Raw genomic sequence first — 12537 nt, 5'->3', positions numbered from 1 at the left:
GTTGGATGCCGCAGGTGGCACACAACCGCACCACTGCGCGCAGCGCATACAGTGCGAGCGATGAAGAGTTCATCGAAATCCGACGCGGCCGAGGGCGGCGAAAGCCTGCGTACCGTGGTGATCGCATTCGTCGCCAATCTCGGCGTCGCGATCGCCAAGACGTTCGCCGCAGTGTTCACCGGGTCGGCGTCGATGGTTGCCGAAGCCGCGCATTCGTGGGCGGATACCGGTAACGAGATCTTCCTGCTCGTCGCCAATCGTCGAGGTTCGCGCGGGCCCGACGATCGGCGGCCGCTCGGCTACGGGCGCGAGACCTACTTCTGGTCGACGCTCGCAGCCATCGGTCTCTTCGTCGCCGGTGCTGCGGTATCGGTGTGGCACGGCATCACCTCGTTGCTCGCCGGCGAATCGAGCAGCGAGAACTACCTCGTCGCGTATGTGGTGCTCGCCGTCGCATTTCTGCTCGAGGGAGTGTCGTTCCTGCAATCGGTTCGGCAGATTCGCGGTGAGGCGGCCGAATACGACAAGGACTTCCTCGACTACGCACTCGAGACCTCGGATCCGACGCTGCGCGCGGTGTTCGCGGAGGACAGCGCCGCATTGATCGGCATCGTGATCGCCGGTGCGGGAATCGGGTTGCATCAACTGACGGGGTCCGCGGCCTTCGATGCCATCGGATCCATTCTGGTGGGTGTACTGCTCGGAATCGTCGCCTTCGTGTTGATCGATCGAAACCGCCGATTCCTGACCGGCGAACCAGGATCGAGAGCATTATGGAACGCGGTGGTGCAGCGGATCGAGCAACTTCCCGAGGTGGCGTCGGTCAGATTCGTGCGCATCGAGTTCGTCGGTCCCAAACAGATCTACGTGGTGGCGAGTGTCGATCTCGTCGGTGATTTCGCAGAATCACGCATCGCGCACACGCTCCGGCGGCTGGAGCGTGAGTTGGAAACCAACAGGGCTGTGGTGGACGCGGTACTGACAGTCGCCGAACCGGACGAGGGAGACATCGGCGACGTCAACGCCGTCGGAACCTGACGTAATTCGCCCGTCACTCACCGATGACGCGGCGCTTACATCACGGGCCTATCTTGAACCGATTCGCGCGCCACACGTGTTGTGAATCGTCCCCTCGGGCGTGACCCCGCTCCGAGCGAACTTGCTACGAGAGGCTTGCAATGTCCGTGGTAGACCCCCAGTCGTCTCAATCGAAATCCGGCTCTCACGAGGGCACTCGGTCGCACGTCGAGGGCGGTGACTACCTGGCCAAACGTACCCTGAAGAAGGGGACAGCGGGCTGGGTACTGCTGGCAGGCCTCGGAGTCAGCTACGTCATCTCCGGCGATTACTCGGGGTGGAACCTCGGTCTCGCGGAGGGCGGTTTCGGTGGCCTCCTGATTGCGGCGATCATCATCGCGGGCATGTACCTGGCCATGGTCCTCGGCATGGCAGAGATGTCCTCGGCGCTGCCTGCAGCGGGCGGTGGCTACACCTTCGCCCGCCGAGCGCTCGGGCCGTGGGGTGGATTCGCCACCGGCACAGCCATTCTCATCGAGTACGCGATCGCCCCGGCGGCAATCGCCACGTTCATCGGTGCCTACGTCGAATCACTCGGACTGTTCGGTATCACCGACGGCTGGTGGGTCTACCTGGTGGTCTACGCCGTGTTCATCGGGATCCATCTGTCCGGCGCAGGCGAAGCCCTCAAGATCATGTTCGTCATCACCGGAATCGCACTGGTCGGACTCGTGGTCTTCGCCATCGCCGCCATCGGACAGTTCGACGCGAGCAACCTGACCGACATCGCCCCCACCGACGCCGCCGGAGCCTCCGGATTCCTGCCGTTCGGCTACCTCGGAATCTGGGCTGCCGTTCCGTTCGCCATCTGGTTCTTCCTCGCCATCGAAGGTGTTCCGCTGGCCGCGGAAGAGGCCAAGGATCCGACGAAGAACGTCCCGCGCGGCATCATCGCCGCCATGGGCGTGCTGCTCGTCACCGGTGCCGTCGTGCTGTTCCTGGTGACCGGGGCCGGCGGTGCCGACGCCGTCAAGGAATCGGGGAACCCGTTGGTGGAAGCTCTCGGTGACGGAACCGCGAGCAAGATCGTCAACTACATCGGCCTGGCCGGACTCGTCGCGTCGTTCTTCTCGATCATGTACGCGTACTCACGCCAGCTGTTCGCGCTCTCGCGCGCCGGGTACCTGCCGAAGACGCTGTCCATCACCAACTCTCGCAAGGCCCCCACACTGGCGTTGATCGTGCCGGGCGTCATCGGCTTCTTGCTCTCGTTGACCGGTCAGGGCGGAATGTTGCTCAACATGGCCGTGTTCGGCGCGGCTCTGAGTTACGTTCTGATGATGGTCAGCCACATCGTGCTGCGTCGTAACGAGCCGAACATGGAACGCCCGTACCGAACCCCCGGCGGCGTCGTGACCACCGGATTCGCGTTGGTCATCGCAGCCCTCGCCGTTGTCGCCACCTTCGTCGTCGACTCCACCGCGGCGCTGTGGTGCCTGGCCGTGTTCGTCGCGTTCATGGCCTACTTCGGCATCTACAGCAGGCATCATCTGGTTGCGAATTCGCCGGACGAGGAATTCGCCGCACTGGCCGAGGCCGAGGCCGAGCTGGAATGACGATCTACACCCAACAGGTCTCGGGTACCACCTACACCTTCGACGGTCTGGTGGACCTGATGGCCAAGGCGACCCCGCTGCGGTCGGGAGACGAATTGGCCGGTTGCGCAGCCGAATCCGATGCCGAACGAGCTGCAGCGCAGTGGGCATTGTCGGAGGTCTCGCTCGATGTCTTCCTGCACGATCTGCTCGTTCCGTACGAGAGCGACGAGGTCACCCGGCTCATCATCGATTCACACGACCGAATCGCGTTCGGGGCGGTCTCGCACCTGACCGTCGGAGGTCTGCGGGACTGGCTGCTGCAGGTCACCGCAGGGCCGAACGCGGCGGCGACGTTGCGCTCGGTGGCAGCCGGACTGACCCCGGAGATGGTGGCGGCGGTCAGCAAGATCATGCGGAACCAGGATCTGATCGCGGTGTCGCGGGCCGCGCAGGTGACGTCGGCGTTCCGTACGACGATAGGGCTGCCCGGAACACTGACCACGCGGCTTCAGCCCAATCACCCGACGGACGACCCCCGCGGAATCGCCGCGGCCACGCTCGACGGACTGTTGCTCGGATCGGGCGACGCGGTGATCGGTATCAACCCGGCCACCGACTCACCGCAGGCGACGGCCGACCTGCTGCATCTGCTCGACGACGTTCGGCAACGCTTCGAGATTCCGACGCAGTCGTGCGTTCTCTCGCACGTGACAACGACGATGGAACTGATCGACAAGGGCGTTCCGGTCGATCTGGTGTTCCAATCCATCGCGGGCACCGAAGGAGCCAATTCGAGCTTCGGAGTGAACGTTCCGCTGCTGCGGGAGGCCAACGAGGCCGGCCGATCGCTGCACCGCGGAACCGTCGGGAACAACGTCATGTATCTCGAAACCGGTCAGGGTTCGGCATTGTCGGCGGGTGCGCACATCGGCACCGGCGACCGCCCCGTCGATCAGCAGACCCTCGAAACGCGTGCGTACGCCGTGGCCCGCGATCTCGAGCCGTTACTGATCAACACCGTCGTCGGATTCATCGGGCCCGAGTACCTGTACGACGGCAAGCAGATCATCAGGGCGGGCCTGGAAGATCACTTCTGCGGCAAGCTGCTTGGACTGCCGATGGGAGTGGACGTCTGCTACACCAACCACGCCGAGGCCGACCAGGACGACATGGACACCCTGCTGACGCTCCTCGGCGCGGCCGGGGTCGCGTTCGTCATCGCGGTTCCCGGTGCCGACGACGTCATGCTCGGATACCAGTCGCTGAGCTTTCACGACGTGCTCTACGTTCGACAGGTTCTGGGTCTGCGGCCGGCACCGGAATTCGAGTCGTGGCTCTCCCGTCTGGGCATGGTGGACGCCGACGGCCGGGTCCTCGACGTCGATGCCGCGGGTTCACCGCTACGGGCCTTGATGAGTGCGCGATGACCGGTGAATCGGAGGTGGCAGGAGTGGAGCCCGCGGAACGACCAGGGAGTGCAGGAGTGGAGCCCGCGGAACGACCAGGGAGTGCAGGAGTGGAGCCCGCGGAACGACCAGGGAGTGCAGGAGTGGAGCCCGCGGAACGACCGGAAACAGAGTTCTGGGGCGAGATGCGGGCGATGACGCAGGCCCGGATCGGACTGGGGCGCATCGGTGATTCGTTGCCGACCACGCGGGTGCTCGAGTTTCGCTCTGCTCATGCCGCCGCGCGCGATGCGGTGCACATGCCGCTCGAGGTCGAGGAGTTCGTGGGCCGGGTCGAGCAGGTCGGTCTCGGTGCACCGTCGGTGGTGACGTCGTTGGCGACCAGTCGTGCGGAGTATCTGCGACGGCCCGATCTGGGTCGGCAGCCGAAGGATCTGTCGGCGGTGCCGCATTCCGAGGACGAGATCGGCATCGTGTTGGGCGACGGCTTGTCCCCGCGTGCGCTCGCCGACCACGGTGTGGCGATGCTGGACGCGTTGAAAGCAGAGCTCTCCGATCGTTATTCGATCGCGGCTCCGGTGATCGCGACCGAGGCGCGGGTGGCGCTCGGTGATCACATCGCCGCGGCGATGGGTGTTCGGACAGTGCTGGTTCTGATCGGGGAGCGTCCGGGGTTGTCGGTTGCGGACAGTCTCGGCATCTATTTGACGCATCTGCCGAAACCCGGGTGCACCGACGCCGATCGCAACTGCATCTCCAACATCCATCCGCCGGAGGGACAGGGGTACGCACAGTCGGCACGAATCGTGGCCGGCCTGTTGGCCGGTGCCAGGAGACTCGGGCGGTCGGGTGTGGCGTTGAAGGACACCTCGCGAGCCGATGTGCTCGAAGCGGCCGAGGCCCTCACACTCGAGTGACGTCCCCCTATTCGGGGGTGGCTGTACGTGACCGGGCTCACTACCGTGGGGTCCATGGACAGTTATTCTTCCGGCGCGTCGGATACCGCAGTTCTGGACGACACGATCGGTGCCGATCTGGATCGCACCGCGGCGCTGTACTCGGATCGTGACGCGTTGATCGATGTTGCGTCCGGGCGGCGGTGGACCTACTCGGAGTTCGTCGCCGACGTCGACCTGTTGGCGGCCGGCTTGCTCGTGGCCGGAGTCGAGGTGGGGGACCGTGTCGGAATGTGGGCTCCCAACTGCCCGGAATGGGTTCTGGCGCAATACGCGACGGCCAAGATCGGTGCCGTGTTGGTCAACATCAATCCCGCCTATCGCTCACACGAGTTGCAGTTCGTGCTGAAGCAGGCCGGGGTGTCGGTGCTGTTGTCGGCCACGGAGTTCAAGGGATCGAACTACGTGGCGATGATCGACGACGTGCGCCCCGAGGTGGAATCCCTGCGTGAGGTGCTGTTCATCGGGAGCATCCAGTGGGAGGCGATGACCGATCGCGGGCATCGAGCGTTGGCGAAGACTCCGCGGATGATCACCGATGTGTCCGAGCGACTTGGTCCCGACGATGCGATCAACATCCAGTACACCTCGGGGACAACGGGATTCCCCAAGGGTGCGACTCTCAGCCATCGCAACATCCTCAACAACGGCTTCTTCGTCGGCGAGCTCTGCCACTACACCGCAGAGGACCGCGTCTGCATTCCGGTGCCGTTCTACCACTGCTTCGGCATGGTGATGGGCAATCTCGCGTGCACCTCGCACGGCGCAGCGATGGTGATTCCCGGTCCCTCGTTCGATCCGGTGGCGACGTTGACGGCCGTCGCCACCGAGAAGTGCACGTCGCTCTACGGAGTCCCGACGATGTTCATCGCCGAACTGGCACTGGAGAATTTCGACGAATTCGACCTCGGCAGTCTGCGTACCGGCATCATGGCCGGATCGCCGTGTCCCACCGAAGTGATGAAGCAGGTCATCGACCGAATGGGGATGGCCGAGGTGTCGATCTGTTACGGCATGACCGAGACGTCTCCGGTGTCGCTGCAGACTCGAAGCGAGGACTCCATCGAGCAGAGGGTGTCGACCGTCGGACGCGTCGGTCCGCACCTCGAGGTCAAGATCGTCGACCCCGTCCTCGGCGAGACGCTGCCCCGAGGCGAGGCCGGCGAGCTGTGCACTCGCGGCTATTCGGTGATGCTCGGTTACTGGCAGCAGCCAGACAAGACCGCGGAGGCGATCGACGGCGAGGGGTGGATGCACACCGGCGACATCGGGGTGATGGACGAAGACGGCTACGTGGCGATCACCGGGCGGATCAAGGACATGGTGATCCGCGGCGGCGAGAACATCTATCCCCGCGAAGTGGAGGAGTTCCTCTACACCCACCCCGACATCCTCGACGCCCAGGTGATCGGTGTGCCCGACCCGAAGTACGGCGAGGAGCTCATGGTGTGGATCAAGATGAAAGACGGTGCAGCGCCTCTCGATTCGACTGCGGTGCGCGCCTTCTGCGACGGACGGCTGGCGCACTACAAGATCCCGCGATACGTGCACGTGGTCGACGAGTTCCCGATGACGGTCACCGGCAAGGTGCGCAAGGTGGAAATGCGCGAACGGTCGCTCGGATTGATCTGAATATCGCCCTCGGGCTGCCATACTCGCTGCCATGACCAGTGCGCTGTGGACACCGACGGATTCCGACGTCGCCGAGGCTCGGGTGACCGAGTTCGCGCGATTCGTCGAGAAACGCCACGATGTGCTGCTACCGGACTACTCGTCTCTGTGGCGATGGTCGACCAACGAGTTGGAACTGTTCTGGCGAGCGGTGTGGGACTTCTTCGAGGTTCGCTCCTCCAGCGTGCCGACGACGGTGCTCGCAGAGCACGGTATGCCGGGAGCACACTGGTTTCCGGGTACCGAACTGAACTACGTGGACCAGGTCGTTCGACACGCTCGATCGGGCCGCGCCGCGATCGTCCACGCCCGCGAAGACGGTTCGACGCGGACCGTGACGTGGGAGGAGATGATCGATCAGGCCGGGGCGCTGGCAGGCATGCTGGCCGACGCGGGAGTCCGACGCGGCGACCGCGTCGTCGGATACCTGCCCAACGTCCCCGAGGCGGTGATCGGCTTCCTGGCGACCGCGGGCCTGGGGGCGGTCTGGTCCGCGTGCGGGCAGGACTACTCGGCCTCGGCGGCACTCGACCGTCTGGGCCAGCTCGAACCAACGGCACTGATCACTGCCGACGGGTACGTGTACGGAGGGAAGTTCCGAGACAAGGCCGCCGACGTCGACGCGCTCACGTCGGGGCTGCCGACACTGCAGGTCGTGGTGACGGTCGGCGAGGCGTCGGGAAACGCAGTGAGCTGGTCTGCCGCAACGGAGCACAGTCGTGAACTGGCCCCGGCGTCGGTGCCTTTCGACCACCCGCTGTGGGTCGTGTTCTCCTCGGGCACCACGGGTCTGCCGAAGGGAATCGTGCACGGTCACGGCGGTGTGGTGCTCGAGCACCTCAAATCCGTTGCCCTACAGTCCGATCTGGGCCCCGAAGACGTGTTCTTCTGGTACACCAGCCCCAGCTGGATGATGTGGAACTTCCAGATCGCCGGCCTGCTGACCGGTGCCACCATCGTGTGCGCCGACGGCAACCCGGCGTTTCCGGCACCGGATACACTGTGGGACATCGCCGCTCGGTTGGGTGTGACGTACCTCGGTACCAGCCCCGGGTACGTGCTCTCGTGCATCAAGGCCGACACGCATCCCGGCACCGACCACGATCTGTCGGCGCTGCGGGCCGTCGGCATCACTGGGTCCGCGATGCCTGCATCGTCGTCGATCTGGTTGTCGGAGAACATCGGAGCGCACCTACCGGTCTTCTCCATCTCCGGCGGGACCGACGTGGTGTCGGCGTTCGCCGGGGGAGTGCGGACCGCCCCGGTCTGGGCGGGGGAGCTGTCGGTGCCGTTCCTCGGGGTCGCGCTCGACGCCTACGACGAGGACGGCGAACCTGTCCGCGGTACCGTCGGCGAACTGGTCGTCACCGAACCGATGCCGTCGATGCCGCTATACTTCTGGAACGACGCCGACGGATCTCGATACCGGGACGCCTATTTCGACACCTATCCGGGCATCTGGCGGCACGGTGACTGGATCACGATGACCGACCGCGGCAGCGTCGTCGTGCACGGAAGATCGGATTCGACGCTCAACCGCAACGGAATTCGCATGGGCAGCGCCGACATCTACCAGGCCGTCGAATCTCTGGACGAGGTGACCGAGGCGCTCGTCCTCGGCATCGAGTTATCCGACGGTGGATACTGGATGCCCCTGTTCGTGGTGGTCCCGGACGGTGTGACCGACGAATTGCGGGAGCGCATCGCATCCGTCATCAGAACACAGGCATCGCCGCGACACGTTCCCGACGACATCATCGCCGCACCCGCGGTACCCCACACCCGGACCGGGAAGAAGCTCGAGGTGCCACTCAAACGCCTCTTCCAGGGTGCCACTGCTGCAGGCACTCTCGATGCGAGTGCCGTCGACGATCCGGCCGCGTTGGCGTGGTTCCTGGATCGGGCGACCGAGTTTCAGCGCGTCCAGCGGGCCAGGTAGGCCTTTTCCTCCGGCGCGATGCGGCGCAAGGTCTCGGCACCGACGTCGACCATCGCCATCCGGGTCGTCGCCACCACGGCGGGCGGTGAATCGGGTGCTGCGCCCGCGGCACGGACCTCGTACCCGATGGTGAAATCGACTGCGCGCACCTTCTCGAACCACAGCGTGACGTCCAGCGGACCGTCCGAGTGCCGAAGCGGCTTCTTGTACGCGATGGTGACATCGGCGATCAACGCACTCTTGATCAGAGACTCGTTGGCCTCGCCCTCGCTGAGCAGCCATTCGATGCGCGCTTCTTCGAGCAGGGTGACCATCCGGGCATGGTTGATGTGTGCGAAGGCGTCCATATCGGACCAGCGCACCGTCACGCTCGCGTGATATCCGACGGGCTCGGTCGACTCTGTCCGCATCGCAACAGGCTCTGGCTTCATCGCTAGAGGATGGCATGCGCGCCCGTGCGGAGGACGCTCTAGAGTCCCAGGAGTGATTATCGCCAACGTCGCACTGGATGGTTCCGGGCTGCTCGTCGACATCGAACTCGCGGGCTCGGTCATCGCGTCGATCACCCCTGCGGGCACCCGACGAGCATCGAGCGACGAGGTACTCGACGGTGGTGGCGGGGTGGCGCTGCCCGGGTTCGTGGACTCGCACGTGCACCTGACACAGTGGGCGGCGGCGCGGCGACGAATCGACGTCGGGCCCGCGGCATCGGCGGCCGATGCCGTCGCACTGGTGTATCCCTATGCTCGGACAGCAGGCGAATCAGTGGTGCGCGCCAACGGCTTCCGTGACGCGCACTGGCCGGAGGAGCCGCACAAGGACCTGCTCGAGAATGCGCTGCCCGGTGCCCGCGTGGCGATGACGAGCATGGACCTGCACACGTTGTGGCTCAGCCCGGCGTTGCTCGACGATCTGGGTATCGATCACCCCACCGGTGTGCTCCGCGATGTCGACGGCCTCGAAGCGGTCATGGCGCTCGAGGAGCAGGACGACCCGGCCGAACTCGATCGGGCCGTGCTCGACGCGACCGCAGCACTGGCGGTCCGCGGTGTCACCGGCGTCGTGGATTTCGAGTTCGCGGACAACAAGACGGTCTGGGATCGACGGTTGACGGCCGGCTCGCCCGCCGTCCGCATCGACACGACGGTGTGGCCCCAATGGCTCGACGAGGCACTCGATCGTGGTGAGCGGACCGGAGACGTCTCGGCCCACTCGGACCTGATCAGACGCGGCCCGCTCAAGGTGATGCTCGACGGTTCGCTCAACACCCGAACCGCGTGCTGCCACGATCGATACCCGGGGATCGACGGGGACGACGCGTACGGGCTGTTGCTCGAGACCCCGGGCAGTCTCTTCGATCTCGTCGCGCGGGCGTCACGCGGCGGCATCGCGGCGGCCGTCCACGCGATCGGTGATCGCGCCAACACCGTCGCGCTCGATGCGTTCGAGCGCGCCGGCTGCGGCGGTCGAATCGAACATGCTCAGCAGATCCTGCCGGAGGACATCACGCGGTTCGCCGCCTTGGGTGTCGCTGCATCGGTGCAGCCGCAGCACGCGATGTCCGATCGCGACATCGCCGAGGATCTGTGGGCAGGACGGCGTTCGGTGGCCTACGGCTACGGAACGTTGCACCGCAGCGGTGCGAGGCTGCTCTTCGGTTCCGACGCCCCGGTCAGTCCGCCGGAGCCGTTGGCGGGAGTCGCGGCTGCGGTGTTCCGTACCGACGACGAGCGACCTCCGTGGCACCTCGACGAAGCAGTACCCCTCGAGGTTGCTCTGCGCGCGGCGTGCGGTGGCCGTGGGCCACTCCGAGTGGGGGATGCGGCGGACATCGCCGTGCTCGTCGAGCATCCCGTGCACCGCTCGGTGCACGATCTCGCCGAGACGGAGATCAGAGCCACGATCTGCGCCGGTGCGCTCACTCACGCAGCTGGGGGGTAGGCACCCACTTCGGCACGGACATGAGAAATTACTCATGTCGCCTTCATCGCCGTCTCACACACCGCAGAGACCGTGGTGGCGTGAAGTTCGCACCCAAGATCGCAGTCCTGGCAGCCGTGGTGATCGTTCCGGTGGGCGTAGCGCTGGCGAGCACCGTACTTGCCGATACCCCGCAGGCACCGAGCTTCGAGCCGCGGGTCACCGTCGGAGTTGCGGCATCGAGCGCGTCGCCCCAGCCGTCCGACGCGGCACCGTCGGCGGCCCCATCGAGCGCCCCGGCCCCACCGGGCGATACGGCGCCATCGGCCGACCCGGGCCCATCGATGACCGCAGCTCCTCCCATCGCCACGGGCGCAGCGGGCGCGACGACTCCGGCCGCACCGGCCCCTCCAGCGGCGCCGCAGTCCATCGTCGTCCCCGCCCCGCCGCCTGTCGAGGTCCTACCGGACTGGGATGACGACGACGACTTCGGCGACCAGGACGATGCGGACAGCGACGACGCGGAAGACGACGACGGGTGAACTCGACCGAAGAATTGATCGACGACACGAAGGCTCGCACCGAGGCGCTCGCGCCGAAGGGGCCGGTGCCCGAGCCTGCGCTCCGTAGCGCCCGGGTAGGGACGCGGGTTCCGGCGCGGGTGCGCATTCTCGGCTGGCTGTTGTTCGTCATGGCGCTGGCCATGCTGGCCGTCGGGGTTGCCGTGCGAACGATCCTCCTCGCGGAGGTCGAGCGAGACACCGCAGTAGCTCTCGAGCAGGAGATCGGCGAGTTCAGCGAGTTCGCTGCCACCGGTCGCGACCCGGACGACGGGTTGCCGTTCGGCAACGTCGCCGATCTGCTCCAGTTGCACCTGCAGCGCCAATACCCGGACGATGACGAGATCCTGTTCGGCTACACCGATCGACTGTTGCGTCAGGAACGCAGCGGTCCAGGAGATCTGGTCGCCGATGCGGCTGTCGTGTCGGCCATCGTGAACTCACCCGACAGTGTTGGATCCACGCAGACTTCGGAAGGCGAAGTCGCCTGGGCGAAACAGGTCGCCGAACCGTCCGGCGGGGGCCAGGCCGGAACTTTCGCGATCGGAATTCTCGTCGACCGCGAGCGCGGCGACGTGTCCGACACCGTTCGCGTAGTGGTCGGAGTGTCACTGATGGCATTGCTGTTCACGGGCGGCATCGCCTGGGTGGTGGCCGGACAGATCCTTGCGCCCGTGCGCCTGGTTCGCCGGACCGCGGCCCAAATCACCACCGACGACCTGTCCAGGCGGATCGAGGTGGGCGGTCGCGACGATGTTGCCGAGCTCGCCGACACGTTCAACGACATGCTCGATCGACTGGAGGCCGCGTTCGCCGCGCAGCGACAATTCGTCGACGACGCGAGCCATGAGTTACGAACGCCGATCACGATCGTCCTCGGGCATCTCGAACTGATGGGCGACGATCCCCGTGAGCGCGAAGAGACGGTCCGACTCGTCACCGACGAGTTGGACCGAATGAACCGGATCGTGGAGGACCTGTTGCTCCTCGCCAAAGCCGAGCGCCCGGATTTCGTCCACAAGCAGCCGGTGGATCTCGAAACCCTCACGCGCGACATCGACGCGAAGGTCCGCGCGCTCGCCGACCGCGACTGGATACTGGGGCACGTCGGTACGGGCTCGGTACGGGTCGATCCGCAACGAGTCACCCAGGCAGTGCTTCAGCTGGCGCAGAACGCAGTGTCGCACACCAGGACCGGTGACCGGATCGTGGTGGGATCGGAGCGTGCCGAAGATCGAGTTCTGTTGTGGGTGAGTGACTCCGGACCCGGTGTGTCCAGCGAGGACGCGAGAACCATCTTCGAGCGGTTCGCCCGGGGCAGTACCGGATCGAGTCGCTCGGACAATGGCGGCGCGGGTCTCGGTCTGTCCATCGTGCGTGCAATCGCCGATGGGCACCACGGTGCCGCGACGCTCGACAGCAGGCCCGGTGAGGGTGCCACATTCGGGCTCGACCTGCCGGCCCGATGAG

General features: G+C 65.7%; 10 protein-coding genes. 9 read left to right on the top strand and 1 reads right to left on the bottom strand.

The window, feature by feature from the left end:
* The first annotated feature begins 60 nt into the window (after nt 1–60).
* From CH274_RS17630 to CH274_RS17600, 6 genes are all read left to right on the top strand, one after another.
* On the top strand, nt 61–1038 hold the full coding sequence (locus tag CH274_RS17630) for a cation diffusion facilitator family transporter (protein WP_032397558.1): 978 nt from the start codon (nt 61–63) through the stop codon (nt 1036–1038).
* Nucleotides 1039–1178: 140 nt separating this feature from the next.
* Nucleotides 1179–2633, top strand: a complete 1455-nt coding sequence (gene eat, locus CH274_RS17625; RefSeq protein WP_032397557.1) for an ethanolamine permease — start codon at nt 1179–1181, stop codon at nt 2631–2633.
* Nucleotides 2630–4042, top strand: coding sequence for an ethanolamine ammonia-lyase subunit EutB (locus CH274_RS17620; RefSeq protein ID WP_094658331.1), 1413 nt, complete (start codon nt 2630–2632; stop codon nt 4040–4042). Before eat ends, CH274_RS17620 begins: the two co-directional genes overlap by 4 nt.
* A gap of 122 nt (nt 4043–4164) precedes the next feature.
* Nucleotides 4165–4938: an ethanolamine ammonia-lyase subunit EutC gene (gene eutC / locus CH274_RS17610; protein ID WP_094645398.1), complete on the top strand. Its 774-nt coding sequence runs from the start codon at nt 4165–4167 to the stop codon at nt 4936–4938.
* A 54-nt stretch (nt 4939–4992) separates the two neighbouring features.
* Entirely contained in the window at nt 4993–6609 is a 1617-nt protein-coding gene (locus CH274_RS17605) for an AMP-binding protein (protein ID WP_179275791.1), read from the top strand.
* 31 nt (nt 6610–6640) lie between these two features.
* Nucleotides 6641–8587, top strand: a complete 1947-nt coding sequence (locus tag CH274_RS17600; protein WP_094658329.1) for an acetoacetate--CoA ligase — start codon at nt 6641–6643, stop codon at nt 8585–8587.
* On the opposite strand, the gene CH274_RS17595 is transcribed toward CH274_RS17600, so the two are convergent.
* On the bottom strand, nt 8563–8997 hold the full coding sequence (locus CH274_RS17595; protein ID WP_094632367.1) for an acyl-CoA thioesterase: 435 nt from the start codon (nt 8995–8997) through the stop codon (nt 8563–8565). The two genes, CH274_RS17600 and CH274_RS17595, sit on opposite strands and share 25 nt — an antisense overlap.
* A gap of 73 nt (nt 8998–9070) precedes the next feature.
* On the opposite strand from CH274_RS17595, the gene CH274_RS17590 reads away from it, so the two are divergent.
* From CH274_RS17590 to CH274_RS17580, 3 genes are all read left to right on the top strand, one after another.
* Nucleotides 9071–10528: an amidohydrolase gene (locus CH274_RS17590; RefSeq protein WP_094658328.1), complete on the top strand. Its 1458-nt coding sequence runs from the start codon at nt 9071–9073 to the stop codon at nt 10526–10528.
* A gap of 80 nt (nt 10529–10608) precedes the next feature.
* Complete coding sequence (locus tag CH274_RS17585; protein WP_094658327.1) at nt 10609–11049, top strand: hypothetical protein; 441 nt, start codon at nt 10609–10611, stop codon at nt 11047–11049.
* Complete coding sequence (locus tag CH274_RS17580; RefSeq protein WP_094658326.1) at nt 11046–12536, top strand: sensor histidine kinase; 1491 nt, start codon at nt 11046–11048, stop codon at nt 12534–12536. The genes CH274_RS17585 and CH274_RS17580 overlap by 4 nt, the downstream gene beginning before the upstream one ends.
* The last annotated feature ends 1 nt before the right edge of the window (nt 12537 follow it).

The sequence above is a fragment of the Rhodococcus sp. 06-418-5 genome, assembly GCF_002258285.1.
In the GTDB taxonomy this organism is placed as follows: domain Bacteria; phylum Actinomycetota; class Actinomycetes; order Mycobacteriales; family Mycobacteriaceae; genus Rhodococcoides.
This window is presented reverse-complemented; position numbering and strand designations above follow the sequence as displayed.